General features: G+C 68.5%; 16 protein-coding genes and 1 riboswitch. Of the genes, 7 read left to right on the top strand and 9 right to left on the bottom strand.

The features are described 5' to 3' along the window. Positions 1-3 precede the first annotated feature (3 nt). The 7 genes from cobW to minC all read right to left on the bottom strand — a co-directional run bounded on the left by cobW (position 4) and on the right by minC (position 4,863). Positions 4-1,089: a cobalamin biosynthesis protein CobW gene (gene cobW / locus GTW51_RS13455; RefSeq protein WP_163044460.1), complete on the bottom strand. Its 1,086-nt coding sequence runs from the start codon at positions 1,087-1,089 to the stop codon at positions 4-6. 4 nt (positions 1,090-1,093) lie between these two features. Then, the gene (gene cobU, locus GTW51_RS13450) at positions 1,094-1,630 is read right to left on the bottom strand and encodes a bifunctional adenosylcobinamide kinase/adenosylcobinamide-phosphate guanylyltransferase (RefSeq protein ID WP_163044459.1); all 537 of its coding nucleotides are present in this window, start codon (positions 1,628-1,630) and stop codon (positions 1,094-1,096) included. After that, a complete protein-coding gene (locus tag GTW51_RS13445) occupies positions 1,620-2,261 on the bottom strand; it encodes a HupE/UreJ family protein (RefSeq protein ID WP_163044458.1) in 642 nt (213 codons plus the stop codon). Before GTW51_RS13445 ends, cobU begins: the two co-directional genes overlap by 11 nt. 129 nt (positions 2,262-2,390) lie before the next feature. Further along, positions 2,391-2,640: riboswitch (cobalamin riboswitch) on the bottom strand. Positions 2,641-2,787: 147 nt separating this feature from the next. Beyond that, on the bottom strand, positions 2,788-2,937 hold the full coding sequence (locus tag GTW51_RS23560; RefSeq protein ID WP_183209740.1) for a hypothetical protein: 150 nt from the start codon (positions 2,935-2,937) through the stop codon (positions 2,788-2,790). 73 nt (positions 2,938-3,010) lie between these two features. Beyond that, positions 3,011-3,274: a cell division topological specificity factor MinE gene (gene minE, locus GTW51_RS13440; protein WP_163044457.1), complete on the bottom strand. Its 264-nt coding sequence runs from the start codon at positions 3,272-3,274 to the stop codon at positions 3,011-3,013. Next, complete coding sequence (gene minD, locus GTW51_RS13435; protein ID WP_163044456.1) at positions 3,271-4,086, bottom strand: septum site-determining protein MinD; 816 nt, start codon at positions 4,084-4,086, stop codon at positions 3,271-3,273. The genes minE and minD overlap by 4 nt, the downstream gene beginning before the upstream one ends. Before the next feature lie 27 nt (positions 4,087-4,113). Then, positions 4,114-4,863 carry a septum site-determining protein MinC gene (gene minC, locus GTW51_RS13430; RefSeq protein WP_163044455.1) on the bottom strand — a complete coding sequence of 250 codons (750 nt, stop codon included), beginning with the start codon at positions 4,861-4,863 and terminating at the stop codon, positions 4,114-4,116. 185 nt (positions 4,864-5,048) lie between these two features. On the opposite strand from minC, the gene GTW51_RS13425 reads away from it, so the two are divergent. Genes GTW51_RS13425 through GTW51_RS13410 form a run of 4 tightly spaced genes read left to right on the top strand, consistent with a single transcriptional unit; the run spans position 5,049 to position 9,635 of the window. Next, entirely contained in the window at positions 5,049-6,257 is a 1,209-nt protein-coding gene (locus tag GTW51_RS13425) for an ABC transporter substrate-binding protein (protein ID WP_163044454.1), read from the top strand. 36 nt (positions 6,258-6,293) lie between these two features. Next, a complete protein-coding gene (locus tag GTW51_RS13420; protein WP_163044453.1) occupies positions 6,294-8,165 on the top strand; it encodes an ABC transporter permease in 1,872 nt (623 codons plus the stop codon). After that, complete coding sequence (locus tag GTW51_RS13415) at positions 8,162-8,941, top strand: ABC transporter ATP-binding protein (protein ID WP_163044452.1); 780 nt, start codon at positions 8,162-8,164, stop codon at positions 8,939-8,941. Before GTW51_RS13420 ends, GTW51_RS13415 begins: the two co-directional genes overlap by 4 nt. Then, positions 8,934-9,635: an ABC transporter ATP-binding protein gene (locus GTW51_RS13410; protein WP_163044451.1), complete on the top strand. Its 702-nt coding sequence runs from the start codon at positions 8,934-8,936 to the stop codon at positions 9,633-9,635. The genes GTW51_RS13415 and GTW51_RS13410 overlap by 8 nt, the downstream gene beginning before the upstream one ends. Positions 9,636-9,642: 7 nt before the next feature. On the opposite strand, the gene GTW51_RS13405 is transcribed toward GTW51_RS13410, so the two are convergent. Next, positions 9,643-10,506: an endonuclease/exonuclease/phosphatase family protein gene (locus GTW51_RS13405; protein WP_163044450.1), complete on the bottom strand. Its 864-nt coding sequence runs from the start codon at positions 10,504-10,506 to the stop codon at positions 9,643-9,645. Between the two features lie 214 nt (positions 10,507-10,720). On the opposite strand from GTW51_RS13405, the gene GTW51_RS13400 reads away from it, so the two are divergent. Beyond that, complete coding sequence (locus GTW51_RS13400; protein WP_163044449.1) at positions 10,721-12,274, top strand: phospholipase D family protein; 1,554 nt, start codon at positions 10,721-10,723, stop codon at positions 12,272-12,274. Between the two features lie 28 nt (positions 12,275-12,302). On the opposite strand, the gene GTW51_RS13395 is transcribed toward GTW51_RS13400, so the two are convergent. Continuing rightward, on the bottom strand, positions 12,303-13,457 hold the full coding sequence (locus GTW51_RS13395) for a CaiB/BaiF CoA transferase family protein (protein WP_163044448.1): 1,155 nt from the start codon (positions 13,455-13,457) through the stop codon (positions 12,303-12,305). A gap of 110 nt (positions 13,458-13,567) precedes the next feature. Here GTW51_RS13395 and GTW51_RS13390 point away from each other — a divergent pair, with 110 nt between their 5' ends. Both GTW51_RS13390 and GTW51_RS13385 read left to right on the top strand, forming a co-directional pair. Next, the gene (locus GTW51_RS13390; protein WP_163044447.1) at positions 13,568-13,852 is read left to right on the top strand and encodes a type II toxin-antitoxin system RelE/ParE family toxin; all 285 of its coding nucleotides are present in this window, start codon (positions 13,568-13,570) and stop codon (positions 13,850-13,852) included. Positions 13,853-13,871: 19 nt separating this feature from the next. Continuing rightward, positions 13,872-14,180, top strand: a complete 309-nt coding sequence (locus GTW51_RS13385) for a HigA family addiction module antitoxin (RefSeq protein WP_163044446.1) — start codon at positions 13,872-13,874, stop codon at positions 14,178-14,180. Positions 14,181-14,369 lie beyond the last annotated feature (189 nt).

The raw sequence follows: 14,369 nt of genomic DNA, 5'->3' as shown, positions 1-14,369 counted from the left end.
CTCCTACTCGGCGGCGTCCCGCGCCGCGTCGTCGGTCAGGCCGCGTATCGCCGCCGTGATCGCCCCGCAGGTCGCCGCGTCCAGCCCGTCATGCAGGCCGATGACCACGAGCCGCGTGGCGCGAGTCTCGCCGAACTTCCACGGCCGGTCGAAATAGGTCTCGATCCGCTGGCCGACGGCCTGGACGACGAGGCGCATCGCCTTGCCCGGCACCTCGGCGAAGCCCTTAACGCGCAATATGTCGTGGGTCGCGATCAGGCCGGCGAGGCCGTCGGCGAAAGCTTTTGGATCCACGACGCTGCCGGCGTCGACGACGAAGCTCTCGAACTCGTCGTGGTCATGCTCGGCGCCGTCCGCCTCGTGCTCGATCTCGTGATGCGACTTGCGCTCGGCGATGAGGTCCTCGGTGCCGGCGGCGATGCCGAGCAGCACGTCGGCCGGCAAATGCCCGGCTTCGGCGCTGACGATCTTGACGCCGGCCGCCGCCTGCCCGGCGATTTCGGCGCGCACACGCTCCAGCGTTGCCGCGTCGACGAGATCGGCCTTGTTGAGGACGATCAGGTCGGCGGCGCGGATCTGGTCCTCGAAGAGCTCCTCCAGCGGGTTGTCGTGGTCGAGGCTCGTATCGGCGATGCGGGCGGCGGCGACCTTGTCCTCGTCGTCGGCGAAGCGGCCTTCGGCGACGGCGGCGGTGTCGATCACCGTCACCACGCCGTCGACGGTCACGCGGGTCTTTACCTCCGGCCAGTTGAAGGCGGCGACCAGCGGCTGCGGCAGTGCAAGGCCCGAGGTCTCGATGACGATGTGGTCGGGCAGCCGGTCTCTTGCGAGCAGCTTGGTCATCGTCGGGATGAAGTCGTCGGCGACGGTGCAGCAGATGCAGCCATTGGTCAGCTCGATGACGTCGTCCTCGGTGCAGGTCTCGATGCCGCAGCCGGTGAGGATGTCGCCGTCGACGCCGAGATCGCCGAACTCGTTGATGATCAGCGCGATCTTCCGGCCGCCGGCATTCTGCAGGAGGTTGCGGATCAGCGTGGTCTTGCCGGCGCCGAGGAAGCCGGTGATGACGGTCGCGGGGATTTTCTGCATGGGTTCAACCCTTCAATTGGAGCGGCAGCCCGGCTGCGATGAAGATCGCTTCGTCACAGGCGGCCGCGACGATCTGGTGGAGGCGCCCGGCGTGGTCGCGGAAGCGCCGGGCCATGGCATTTTCCGGCACGATCGACAGCCCGACCTCGTTCGAGACGAGGACGACCAGCCCCTTCGGCCGGGCCCGCAGGCATTCGCCGAGGCGCTCGGACTCGGCGTCGACGTCGCGCTCGGCGAGCATCAGATTGGTGACCCACAGGGTCAGGCAGTCGACGAGCAGTGCCGTCTCCGGCGCCGCCTCCCGCTCGATCGCCGCAACGAGGTCGAGCGGCGCCTCGACGGTCCGCCAGGAAGCCGACCGGCGCGCCTGGTGCGCGCCGATCCGTGCCTTCATCTCGGCATCGAACGCCTGGCCGGTGGCGAGATAGACCGGTGCAAGGCCGCTCTCGACGATGCGACGCTCGGCGAAGGCGCTCTTGCCGGAGCGCGCGCCGCCGAGGACGAAGACCGAGCGGCTTGCCGCGCCTGGCTCAGCCGGCAAGGCCGACGATCGCCAGCATCTGCTCGCCGAGGATGATCGCCCCGGCGCCGGCGACGACACCGCCGCCGATCCTGAGGCCGAAATTCTCGCGCGCCGCGCGGCCCTCGCCGAGAAGCTTCACCGCGACATGGCCGGCGGCGATGGCAACGACGTACTGGATAGCGGCAAAGCCGACGAGATAGGCGATCACCGCACCGGATTCCGAGCCGACCACGGCCTCGCCATAGGCATAGCCATGGAACAGGCCGGCGACGGCGAAGAGCCCGCCGGTCACCAGCATGCCGTAGTTGCGGCCGGACAGTGCCAGGACGCCGATGGCGGCGACCGACAGCGCAATGACGAATTCGGCGGCCGGCAGGTCGAAGGCCATCAGATGCAGCAGCGTGCCGGCGACGGTCGCCCCGACGAACAGCAGCGGCGCGAGGAAACGGTGCGCGGTCAGCGCCGCCAGCAGGCCGACGCCGACGATGAAGGCGAGATGGTCCAGGCCGATCACCGGATGGGCAAGGCCCGACAGCAAGCCGTCGATGGCGCTCTGCGGCGCCATGCCACCGCCCGGATGGTGGGCGAAGGCGGCGGAGGGCAGAAGGGTGAGCAGCCCCGCGAAGGCGAGGCGATTGAGGTTCGGCATCAGACAACTCCCGTGTCCAGTTGATTTGGACGCAGGCATTCCGTCGAACCGGCGCGTTTCCCCCATAGCTCCACCGGACAAGCGGTCCGGCGGATCGAAACACGGGTCCGACAGGAACGCCCGTCCTGTAGGCTCTGGCGTTGGACGGCAGGTCTCCTGGCTCGCGGGTCATCGGTCGTCGCCTCGCCTTCCCGGAGCTTGAAGGCTCCAGTGGCTTTCCGGTCGGGCCAATGAATTGGCACGTCCGGTGGTGACGACCTCGCCGCTCTACAGTCGCGGGGTCGGCTGCGATATGGACCCCCTGATTGGGTCGGCCCGTCGCATTCCCTCTTCGCCCCAGCCGTTTTGCAGCCGGGGAACCGTCCTTCGACCGGCGCACGATTCCCCGTGCTCCCGGTCAGTCGGCGACAGTAACGATCGGTCTTGGCCGCGCAAGTCATTTCGCCGCAGCATCAAGGGCCCGAACGCCAAGCGGCCCGGGCGATGAAGCCCGGGCCGCTCGTCTGTCAGTCGTCGCGATCGCGGCTCAGCGCGCGGCGGTCTGCTCGCAGGCTTCGATATGCTTGGCGAGCGCCTCGTTGGAGAGGATGGCGCTGATCGACTTGATGTCGCGGTTCTGGAACTTCGGCAGTCGCTGCAGTTCCTGCAGGCGTTCGAGGAGCGTAGCTCGGCTCATGATCGATCTCCTTTGATATCGGCGCCTTCATGCCGCGTCGCGGGCGGCACGAAGGCGCGTTGGGCGGACGCCGTCAGGCCGCCCGCACACTCGCGGTCACGGGGATCTCGATATCGACCTCGAGGGTCGAGACCTGTTCCCCGCGATCCATCTTGACGATCACCTTCTCGCGGTCGACCTGGACGTGCTTGGCGATGACGGCGAGGATTTCCTCGCGCAGGAGCCCGACGAGATCGGAATGGCCGACCGACGCGCGCTCGTGGGCGAGCAGCACCTGCAGGCGCTCGCGCGCCATCGGCGCGGATGTCTGCTTGCTGAAGAAGCTGAAGAGGTTCATGCGGCCCTCCGCCCGAAGATCTTGCCGAAGATCCCCCGCTTCTCGCCGGGAATCGTCATCGGAACCTGCTCGCCGGCGAGGCGCCGTGCGGCATCCTTGTAGGCCAGCGCCGGGGCGCTGTTGCCGTCGCTGAGCGTCACCGGCGTGCCGAGGTTGGAGGCGCGCAGGACGTCCATGCTTTCCGGGATGATGCCGAGCAGCGGGATCGACAGGATCTCGAGGACGTCGTCGACCTTCAGCATGTCGCCGCGCTCGGCGCGGTTGGCGTCGTAGCGGGTCAGCAGCAGGTGCTTTTCCATCCGCTCGCCGCGCTCGGCCTTGGCGGTCTTGGAATCGAGCAGGCCGATGATGCGATCGGAATCGCGCACCGAGGAGACTTCCGGATTGGTCACGACCACCGCGACGTCGGCATGGCGCATCGCCAGCGTCGCGCCGCGCTCGATGCCGGCCGGGCTGTCGCAGATGATCCAGTCGAAGCTTGCCCGCAGCTCGTTCATCACCCGCTCGACGCCCTCGGAGGTGAGGTTGTCCTTGTCGCGGGTCTGGGATGCGGGCAGCAGGAACAGCGTCTCCAGCCGCTTGTCGCGGATCAGCGCCTGCGGCAGCTTGGCATCGCCCTGGACGACGTTGATGAGGTCGTAGACGACGCGGCGCTCGGCGCCCATCACCAGGTCGAGATTGCGCAGGCCGACGTCGAAATCGACCACGACGGTCTTTTCGCCGCGCTGCGCCAGTGCCGCCCCGAGCGCGGCGGTCGACGTCGTCTTGCCGACGCCTCCCTTGCCCGATGTCACGACGATTACTTTTGCCATCTTGTTCTCCTCATACCGACCGCGCCGTCAGGCGACGGTCTCGGCCTTGATCGTATCGCCTTCGAGCCAGACCTGGACGGCCTGCCCCCTGAGTTTGGCGTCCATGTCGTCGACCATCTTGTAGAGACCGTCGATCGCCAGAAGCTCGGCCTCGAGCTTGCGGCAGAAAATGCGGGCATCGGCATTGCCGACCGAACCGGCCATCGCCCGCCCGCGGAGCGCGCCGTAGATGTGGATCGAGCCCCCGGCGACGATCTCCGCACCGGACGCGACCGAACCGAGGATCGTCACGTCGCCTTCCGGGAAGATGATCGACTGGCCGGAGCGCACCGGCTGGGTGACGATGATCGAGGCGGCGGGCCGCTGCACCTGCGGCTCCGCCTTGGCCACGGGCGCCGTGCCGGCCTTCGCGTCGCTCGTCTCGGCCGGCGCGGCTTCGGCTGCCGGGGCCTCGAAATCGGCGGCGGGCCGCCCGCCCTTCATCGCCGGCGGCATGCCGATGCCCAGCAGCGACGATCGGGCACCCTCGATGCCCATGATGCGGACGCTGCGCTCGCCGAGTTCGCCGATCAAATCCTTCAGCTGCTCCTGGCTGATCTCCAGGCCCTCGACGTCGAGGACGATCGGACGGCCGAGGAAGAAGCCGGTGGAACGCGAGGCCAGATCGTCCAGCCGCGCCAGCCAGCCGTCGAAGGGCAGCTCGGGCGACAGGACGAGGGCCAGGAACGAGCGACCCTTCAGGCGTATCGGGCGGGTGTCGGTTAAGCTCTTGGTCATCTCGGTTAATTTTCGGTTAGAACTTCATGTAAACGGCGATCGGTTAAGCGATGGTTAACGGCCGGACCATGCGCCGGGCTGACGCCGACCACCGGCGACGCTACGCCGCCACGGCGCGATCGGCTTGCGGGACACGCGCAACTGCGCCATGACGCAAGGGAGCATTCCGCGACGGGGAGAGAGCCATGACCACCAGACGCAGCATCATTATGGCGGGCGCGGCGGCGATGCTGGCGTGGCTGCCGGCGGCGGCGAGCGCGCAGGAGCCGATCCGGCTCGGCGAGATGAACAGCTACACCGCGCTGCCGGCCTTCACCCTGCCCTATCGCAAGGGCTGGCAGCTGGCGCTCGACCAGATCAACGCCGACGGCGGTATCGACGGACGGCCGATCGAAGTGATCAGCCGCGACGACAACGCCCAGCCGGGCGACGCCATCCGCATTGCCGAGGAGTTCGTTTCCTCCGACCGCGTCGCTGTGATCTGGGGCGGCTTCTTCTCCAATGTGGGCCTCGCGCTCACCGATTTCGCCAAGCAGCGAAAGGTGCCCTACCTCGCCACCGAGCCGCTGGCCGACGCCATCGTCTGGTCGGCCGGCAACCGCTACACGTTCCGCCTGCGCCCCTCGACGGCGATGCAGTCGGCAATGCTGGCCGAGGAAGCCGCCAAGCTCGACGCCACGCGCTGGGCGATCGTCGCGCCAAACTACGCCTACGGCACCGACGCCGTGACGGCTTTCAAGGCCGAGCTCCTCAAGCGCAAGCCGGATGTCGAGTTCGTCGGCGAGCAGTGGCCGCCGCAGGGCAAGATCGACGCCGGCCCGACCGTACGCGCGCTGGAGGCGATGAAGCCGGACGCGATCTTCAACGTCACCTTCGGCGGCGACCTCGCCAAATTCGTGCGCGAGGGCGAAATCCGCGGCCTGTTCGAGGACCGCGACGTGGTCAGCCTCCTGTCGGGCGAACCGGAATATCTCGAGCCGCTGGGCGCCGAGGCGCCGGAAGGCTGGATCGTCACCGGCTATCCCTGGTACGCGATCGACACGCCCGAGCATAAGGCCTTCGCCGAAGCCTACGAGGCGGCCTACGGCGAACACCCCTATGCCGGCTCGCTGGTCGGCTACAACTCGATGCTGTCGCTCGCCGCGGCCCTGCGCAAGGCGGGCTCGGAAGACGCCGAGGCGCTGGTCGACGCGTTCGAGGAGCTCGAAGTGGTGGATGCGCCCTCCGGCACTTTCCGCTACCGCGCCTCGGACCACCAGTCGACGATGGGCGCCTGGGTCGGCAAGACCGCGGTCGAGGACGGCAAGGGCGTCATGGTCGACTGGCGCTATGCCGACGGCGCCGACTATCTGCCGACCGACGAGGCGGCAAGGGCGCTGCGGCCGGCCGAATGAGCCACCGGCCCCGCCTCGCCCGCCGGCGATGACGGCATGACGACGCTCGGCTTCTTTCTCGCGCAGCTGCTCGCGGGCCTCGCCGACGCCTCGGCGCTGTTCCTCGTCGCCGTGGGCCTGTCGCTGATCTTCGGCGTGACGCGGATCGTCAATTTCGCGCATGGCTCGTTCTTCATGCTCGGCGCCTATATCGCCTATTCGGCGGTGACGTATTTCCCGACCGGGCATCTCGGCTTCTGGGGCGGCGTGCTGATCGCCGCGATCGCCGTGGCGCTGATCGGCGGGCTGGTCGAGATCGTCGTGCTGCGCCGGCTCTATGCCTCCACCGAGCTCTACCAGCTGGTCGCGACCTTCGGTGTCCTGCTGATCATCCAGGATGCGGCGCTCGCCATCTGGGGGCCGACCGACCTCTTGGCGCCGCGCGCGCCGGGGCTCGGCGCCGCGGTGCGAATCCTCGGCGAGCCGGTGCCGCAATACGACCTGGTGCTGATCGCCGCGGGTCCCCTCGTCCTCGGCCTCGTCTGGCTGGCGCTCAACCGGACGCGCTGGGGCATCCTCGTGCGCGCCGCCACCGAGGACCGCGAGATGGCGGGGGCGCTCGGCGTCGACGAGGCGAAGCTGTTCACCGGCGTCTTCATGCTGGGCGCGTTCATGGCCGGCCTCGCCGGCGGGCTGCAGATCCCGCGCGAGACGGTGAGCCTGACGATGGATCTCGACGTCGTCGTCGAGGCCTTCGTCGTGGTGGTCGTCGGCGGCCTCGGCAGCATCGGCGGCGCCTATGCGGCGGCGGTGCTGATCGGCGTCGCCAACGCCTTCGGCGTCTTATTCTTCCCGACGCTGGCGATGGTGCTGCCGTTCCTGGTGATGGCGGCGGTGCTGGTGATCCGGCCGGTCGGCCTGTTCGGCAGCCAGGCGCTGGCGGCACCGGCCGCCTCCGAGCGCGGCGCGACCTTGCGGCTGCCCGGCCGCGTCCACGGCCTGCTGCTTGCCGCCGGCGTGATCGCCCTCGCGCTGCTGCCGCTGGCCACCCCCGGCTTCGCGCTGGTGCTGGCGACCGACATTCTCGTCGCGGCGCTGTTTGCCGCCAGCCTGCAGCTGCTGATGGGCGTCGGCGGGCTGATCTCCTTCGGCCATGCCGCCTATTTCGGCCTCGGCGCCTATGGCGCGGCGCTGGCGGCCAAGCTGCTCGGCCTGCCGATGCTGCCGGCGATGGCGCTCGGCGTCGTGGTCGGCGGCTGCGGCGCGCTTCTCCTCGGCTGGTTCTGCGTGCGGCTTTCGGGCGTCTATCTCGCCATGCTGACGCTCGCCGGCGCGCAGATCCTCTGGTCGACGGCGATCCAGTGGCGCGGCGTCACCGGCGGCGACGACGGCATTCTCGGCGTCTGGCCGGATGCCGCCTTCGCCTCCCGCCCGGCCTATTTCCTCATGACGCTGGCGCTGGTGGCGACCGGGCTCTGGCTGATGCGGCGGATCGCCCATTCGCCGTTCGGCTACGTGCTGCGGGCCGGGCGCGACGCGCCGCTGCGGGCCGAGGCGCTCGGCATCCACGTGCGGCGCTGGCAGCTCGGCGCCTTCGTCCTCGCCGGGATCTTCGCGGCGCTGGCCGGGGCGATCTTCGTCTTCTCCAAGGGCAGCATCTTTCCCAACGAGATGTCGGTCTCCCGCTCGGTCGACGCGCTCCTGATGGTGCTGATCGGCGGGGTGCAGTCGCTGTCCGGCCCGATCGTCGGCGCGCTGGTCTTCACCGGCATCGAGGACTGGATCAGCCGGCTCGACCACTGGCGTTCGATCTTCGGGGGGATGATCCTCCTGGTCTGCCTGTTCGCGCCGCGCGGCCTCGCCGGCTTCGGCCGCCAGATCGCCGACCGGCTGCGTCGGCGGCGCGGGCAGACGACGGCGCCGGCATGAGCGTGCTTTCCGTCGACCACCTCGCCAAGGCGTTCCAGGGCGTCGTCGCCGTCGACGATCTGTCCTTCACGGTCGAGCCCGGCGAAATGGTGGCGCTGATCGGCCCGAACGGCGCCGGCAAGTCGACCAGCTTCAACATGCTCAACGGCCAGCTGACGCCGGATCGCGGCAGCATCCGCCTGTTCGGCAAGGACATCACCGGCTGGCCCACGCGGCGCATCGCCCGCGAGGGCGTCGGGCGCACCTTCCAGATCACCCAGACCTTCGGCTCGATGACGGTGCGCGAGAACGTCCAGACGGCGCTCATCGCGCATCGGCGCCGCGGCTTCGACCTGTTCACGCGCGCCGTCGCCTTCGACCCGGCGGCAGCCGATGCGCTGCTGGCAACCGTCGGGCTGGACGAGGCGGCGGATCGTCCCGCCGCGCAGCTCGCTTACGGCGACCTCAAGCGGCTGGAACTCGCCGTCGCGCTGTCGGGAAAGCCGCGCCTGCTGCTGATGGACGAGCCGACCGCCGGCATGGCGCCCGGCGAGCGCCAGGCGCTGATGGCGCTGGTGCGAGAGATCGCCAGCGCCGCCGACGGCCCGAGCGTCCTCTTCACCGAGCACGACATGGACGTCGTCTTCGCCCATGCCGACCGGATCCTCGTAATGAACCGCGGCGCGCTGATCGCCGAGGGAGGGGCCGAGGCAATCCGCAAAGATCCCAAGGTTCGGGAAGTCTATCTCGGCGGCGGAGCCGGGTCGGGAGCGAGCATGGGGCAGGCCGATGCTTGAGCTCGACGCGATCGACAGCTTCTACGGCGAGGCGCACATCCTGCGTAGCGTGACGCTTTCCGTCGCCAGAGGCGAGGTCGTGGCTCTCGTCGGGCGCAACGGCGCCGGCAAGACCACGACGCTGAAAACCGCGATGGGCCTCGTCCGGCCCCGCAAGGGTCGCGTCACCTTCGCCGGGCACGACATCACCGGTCTCGCGCCCTGGCGCGCCGCCCGGCTCGGCCTTGGCTACGTGCCGGAGGAGCGGCGGATCTTCAAGGACCTGACGGTCGCGGAAAATCTCGAAGTCGGGCGAAAGGCTGGTGCCGACGACGCGGAAGGCTGGTCGGCGGAGCGGCTCTATGCGCTGTTTCCGAACCTTGCCGAACGGCGCGGCCAGAAGGGGGGCCGGCTGTCGGGCGGGGAACAGCAGATGCTGACGCTCGCCCGCACGCTGATGGGCAACCCGTCGATGCTGCTGCTGGACGAGCCGTCCGAAGGTATCGCGCCGGTGATCGTCGAGGCGATGGCCGAAGCGCTGCTCACGCTGAAGCGCGCCGGCCTCGCGGTGCTCCTGTCGGAGCAGAATCTCGGCTTCGCCCGGACGATCGCCGATCGGGTGGTGCTGCTGGAGACCGGCACCGTCCGTTTCGACGGCGATTTCGCCGCCATCGACGCCGATCCCGCCATCCTGTCGCGCTATCTCGCCGTCTGAGACGCCGTCAGGCGACGGCGGCGAGTGCGTCGCGTTCGGCCTGGCTGTCCGAGCGGTTGCCGAGCCGGACAACGGCCCTGAGCGGCAGATGGTCGGAGGCCATCCTCGCCTTTGGCGAGTTGTGGACCGCGATGCTGGAGATCAAATCGTGCGGCTTGGCGAGGACCCGGTCCAGCGCCCATAGCGGAAAGCGCGAGGGAAAGCTCGGGATCGCCGCTTCCAGCGGGCCGAAATGCGGCTCCAGCCCGGCGAGCGACGAGCGCTTGCCGAGCCGCCATTCGTTGAGATCGCCCATCAGGAGGGTCGGCATGTCGTCGCCCGGCCCGATGGCCTGCAGCAAAGTGTGTGCCTGCAGCGCCCGCGAACGGCGCAGCAGACCCAGATGCGCCGCGATGATCCGCAGCGGGCCGCTCTCCAGCTTGAGCTCGACGACCAGTGCCCCGCGCGGCTCGGCCCCCGGCAGGGACAGCTGGTGTGCGGCGGTGACCGTGCCGCTGCGGATCAAAAGCACGTTGCCGTGCCAGCCGTGGCCGCCCTGGGAGATCGGCAGTGAGATTGGCACCAGACCGGTCTGCCGCTCCAGCGAATGCAGGTCGAGCAGGCCGGCGCGCTCGCCGAAGCGCTGGTCGGCCTCCTGCAGCGCGACGAGGTCGGCATCGAGTTCGCGAATGACCGAAATCGTCCGGTCGGGATCGAAGCGGCCGTCGACGCCGACGCATTTGTGCACGTTGTAGGAGGCGATGGTGGTCGCCTCGCCGAGGCCCTTGCAGCTTTCGGAAACGAAGGACTGGCGCTCCTGGCGCAGCGTGGAGACGAGCAGGGGCCGGAGTTTCCTGGACTTTTCCGGTTGCGGCTGCTTGGTTCGGCGCATGCGGCACGACTCCGACGACGGTTTTCTCGGCTGATTTCAGACGGCAACGCATATGGGCCGACCGGGCGGGACGCAACCGATATGGTGACGCTCGCGCTTTGCTCCTATAAGGCGACGTGCCTTGGAAGCCACCCAACGAGCCCCGGACTCGCATGTTCCCTTACAGCCGCGTGCACTGCGGCAAAAGGCGAATGAAGACAGGAATGACGCAGAGATGAGCATCGTCGCCATCATCGCGGGATGCGTCGTCGTTCTGGTCCTCGCCGTCCTGATCTTCTTCTATGCCTTCGGCCGTGTCGCGCATGTCGATCCCGGCACGCCATCCTTCGCGCTGCCGCCCGAGGACGATGCCACGGCGCTAGACCGGGACGTCGCCGCGATGCTCCGCCGGCATCCGGGCGAAAGCGGGCTGATGCTGATCACCGGCGGCACCCGGGCCTTCGCCGCCAGGGTGCTGGCCGCCCGCACCGCCGGGCGGAGCCTCGACCTGCAATATTACTACTGGCTCGACGATTTGACCGGCGGGCTCCTGGCCAGCGAGCTCATCGACGCCGCCGACCGCGGCGTGCGGGTGCGGCTGCTGCTCGACGACATCAACACCCGCGGCAGGGACCGCAGCTACCTGGCGCTGGATCGCCATCCCAATGTCGAGGTGCGGCTGTTCAACCCGGCCAAGAGCCGCTCGAACGCGCTGCATCGCGGCGTCGAGACGCTGCTGCGCCCGTTCAGCGCCACGCGGCGCATGCACAACAAGGCGTGGATCGCCGACGGAAGGCTCGCCATCGTCGGCGGGCGCAATGTCGGCGACGCCTATTTCGACGCCTCCGACACGGCGAATTTTCGCGACATGGACCTCTTGGCGGTCGGGCCCGTGGTCGACCAGGCGGCGACTGTCTTCGACGATTTCTGGAACAGCAGCGCCGTCCTGCCGATCCGCAAGCTGGCGCGCTACGGCCGGGGCGACCTGCCCGAGCTGAAGGAGCGCTGGGCTGGGCTGATCGCCAGCGAGCGCGCAGCGCCCTTCATGCGGCGGCTGAGCGAGGAAGGCGGCGCGCAGAAGATGCTCTGCGACGCTTCAGTGTTTCACTGGACGCCGGAGGCGCGGGTGATCTCCGATCCCCCGGAAAAGGCTCATAGCCGTGGCCAGAAGAACTGGCTGTGGAACGAGATCAACCCGGTGGTGCTGTCTGCCCGCTCGCATCTGGAGATCGTCTCGCCCTACTTCATTCCGGGCTATCAGGGCGTCCGTCGGCTGACCGAGCTGGCGGCAAGGGGCGTCGACATCACCGTCCTGACCAACTCGCTGGCGGCGACCGACGTCGCGGCGGTGCATGGCGCCTATGCCAACTACCGGGCGCCGCTGCTGCAGGGCGGCATCACGCTGTTCGAGCTCCGGCCCCGCAGGCGGCGCGACGACATCTCGCTGTTCGGCTCGAGCACGGCGAGCCTCCACACCAAGGCGTTCACCGTCGATGGCGAGGCCGGCTTCATCGGCTCGTTCAACTTCGATCCGCGCTCGGTGTCGCTCAACACCGAGATGGGCGTGCTGTTCCGGCAGGCTGCGCTGACGCGCGAAGTTCGCGCGGTGGTGATGGAGCAGATGGCGCCGCAGAGCAGCTATCGCGTGACGCTGAAGCACGGCTCGCTGGCCTGGCAGGATGGGACCGGGCCGGAGGCGCGGGAAGAACGCCGCGACCCCGAGACCACCGTCTGGCGGCGCATGGCGGTGGCCATCATCGGCTTCCTGCCGATCGAGTCGCAGCTTTAGGGCAGGCCAAGCGCGAGCGCCCAGGCGATCAGCCGGCGTTGGGTTCGCCGCCGTCGCCGAACCGTGCGCCCTGATGTTCGCCGAGGCTCGGTGCCGGGCGCTCCAGCGAGAGGTCCGCCGCGCCGAAGCGGATCGGCGTGCGCACGCCCGGCAGGCCCTCCGGCGCGATCTGCATGCCGCGATGGACGATCTGCGGATCGGCGAAGACCTCCGCGACGTCGTTGATCGGCCCGGCCGGGACGCCGACGGCTTCCAGCCCGGCGAGCAGCGCATCGCGCTCGAACCGACCCGTCGCCGTCGCCAGCGCGGCGACCAGCGTCTCGCGGTTGGCGACGCGCGATTCGTTGCTCCGGTAGCGCTCGTCGAGCGCGAGGTCGGCGACGCCCAGCACGCCGCAGAGCCGGCCGAACTGCCGGTCGTTGCCGCAGGCGATGATCAGATGGCCGTCGGCGACCGGAAACACCTGATAGGGCACGATGTTGGGATGGGCGTTGCCGAGGCGGCTCGGCACGATGCCGGAGGCGAGATAGTTCAGCGCCTGGTTGGCCAGCACCCCGGCCATGCAGTCGAACAGCGCCATGTCGACATACTGCCCCTGCCCGGTCCGCGCCCGGTCGGCAAGCGCCGCCTGGATGGCGATCGTGCCGTAGAGGCCGGTGAAGATGTCGGCGAAGGCGACACCGATCTTCTGCGGCTCGCCGGCCGGTTCGCCGGTGAGGCTCATCACCCCGCCCATGCCCTGGATCATGAAGTCGTAGCCGGCCCGGCCGGCATAGGGCCCGTCCTGGCCGAAGCCGGTGACCGAGCAGTAGACGAGGCGCGGGTTGACCCTCTTCAGGCTCTCGTAGTCGAGGCCGAACTTCGCCAGGCCGCCGACCTTGAAGTTCTCGATCAGGACGTCGGCATCGGCGGCAAGTCCGCGGACCAGCGCCTGCCCTTCCGGCGTGGCGAAATCGGCGACAACCGAGCGCTTGCCGCGGTTGCAGGCGTGGAAATAGGCCGCCGTCCGCTCGCCGTTCCGCTCGACGAAAGGCGGGCCCCAGCCGCGCGTGTCGTCGCCGGCGGGACTCTCGACCTTGATCACGTCGGCACCGAGATCGGCCAGTGTCTGGCCGATCCAGGGCCCGGCGAGGATGCGGGCAAGTTCGAGGACTTTCAGGCCGGCCTGGGGAGCATGGGTCATCGAACTATTCTCTCGTGAAAGCGTAAAACGTCAGCCATATGTTGACATATGTCGCCACATCGCTTACGTTTTGAACGTGATCGTATCAAACGACGGAGTGGGTTGCGGGGGTGATCAGGAGCTTTCGCAACAAGGCCCTCTCGCAACTCTGGGCGACTGGATCAACGGCCAAGATCGACAGGAGACTGCATCGCCGCCTGCTGGTCCGCCTCGATCGGCTGGATGCGTGCCTGTCGCCTGAGGAGATGAACCTGCCAGGTTTCGATTTCCATGCACTGAAAGGCTTCGATCCAACGCGGTACACCGTTCACATCAACGGCCCCTGGTGCGTCACCTTCGAGTTCGAAGACGGCGACGCCTACCGCGTCGACTTCGAGCAATATCACGACAAATAGCCGATGGGAGGTAAACGACGTGCCCGAATTCAAGGCAACCAGAGACCCGAATCGCTGCCCTTCCCATCCGGGAGCGCTGATCGGCGACCTCCTGGCCGATACGGGCAAGACCCGGATCGAGATCGCCGAGCGACTGGGGATCTCCCGCCAGCATCTCTACGACATCATGCGGGAGAAGAAGCCGGTTTCGCCGCAGGTGGCAGCACGCCTGGGCAAGCTTTTCGGCGATGGCGCGGCAGTCTGGCTGCGCATGCAGGCGGCATACGACGCCTGGCACGCGGAGCGAGACGTCGATGTCAGCGCGATCGAGCGGCTGGAGTCCGCCTGATACCAACGTGCGCGATAGCTGACTCTGTAGGGGTTCCCAAGGCGGGCGAAGTCTGAAGCCATGGCAAACGGAGGTTTGCCATGGCTTCAGCGATCCCGCTTCGTTCCGATTTCAACGGACCCGCTCTTCGAGAGCTGGCCAAGACGACAAAGCATGCGGCGCAGGCGCGTCGGCTTCTGGCACTGGCCG

This window comes from Aurantimonas aggregata (assembly GCF_010500835.1).
Classification (GTDB): Bacteria; Pseudomonadota; Alphaproteobacteria; order Rhizobiales; family Rhizobiaceae; genus Aurantimonas; species Aurantimonas aggregata.
This window is presented reverse-complemented; position numbering and strand designations above follow the sequence as displayed.

Excerpts from the sequence above, each read along its gene's own strand:
- cobW (WP_163044460.1), bottom strand. The coding sequence starts at position 1,089 with ATGCAGAAAATCCCCGCGACCGTCATCACCGGCTTCCTCGGCGCCGGC.
- GTW51_RS13445 (WP_163044458.1), bottom strand. The coding sequence starts at position 2,261 with ATGCCGAACCTCAATCGCCTCGCCTTCGCGGGGCTGCTCACCCTTCTG.
- GTW51_RS23560 (WP_183209740.1), bottom strand. The coding sequence starts at position 2,937 with ATGAGCCGAGCTACGCTCCTCGAACGCCTGCAGGAACTGCAGCGACTG.
- minE (WP_163044457.1), bottom strand. The coding sequence starts at position 3,274 with ATGAACCTCTTCAGCTTCTTCAGCAAGCAGACATCCGCGCCGATGGCG.
- minD (WP_163044456.1), bottom strand. The coding sequence starts at position 4,086 with ATGGCAAAAGTAATCGTCGTGACATCGGGCAAGGGAGGCGTCGGCAAG.
- minC (WP_163044455.1), bottom strand. The coding sequence starts at position 4,863 with ATGACCAAGAGCTTAACCGACACCCGCCCGATACGCCTGAAGGGTCGC.
- GTW51_RS13425 (WP_163044454.1), top strand. The coding sequence starts at position 5,049 with ATGACCACCAGACGCAGCATCATTATGGCGGGCGCGGCGGCGATGCTG.
- GTW51_RS13420 (WP_163044453.1), top strand. The coding sequence starts at position 6,294 with ATGACGACGCTCGGCTTCTTTCTCGCGCAGCTGCTCGCGGGCCTCGCC.
- GTW51_RS13415 (WP_163044452.1), top strand. The coding sequence starts at position 8,162 with ATGAGCGTGCTTTCCGTCGACCACCTCGCCAAGGCGTTCCAGGGCGTC.
- GTW51_RS13410 (WP_163044451.1), top strand. The coding sequence starts at position 8,934 with ATGCTTGAGCTCGACGCGATCGACAGCTTCTACGGCGAGGCGCACATC.
- GTW51_RS13405 (WP_163044450.1), bottom strand. The coding sequence starts at position 10,506 with ATGCGCCGAACCAAGCAGCCGCAACCGGAAAAGTCCAGGAAACTCCGG.
- GTW51_RS13400 (WP_163044449.1), top strand. The coding sequence starts at position 10,721 with ATGAGCATCGTCGCCATCATCGCGGGATGCGTCGTCGTTCTGGTCCTC.
- GTW51_RS13395 (WP_163044448.1), bottom strand. The coding sequence starts at position 13,457 with ATGACCCATGCTCCCCAGGCCGGCCTGAAAGTCCTCGAACTTGCCCGC.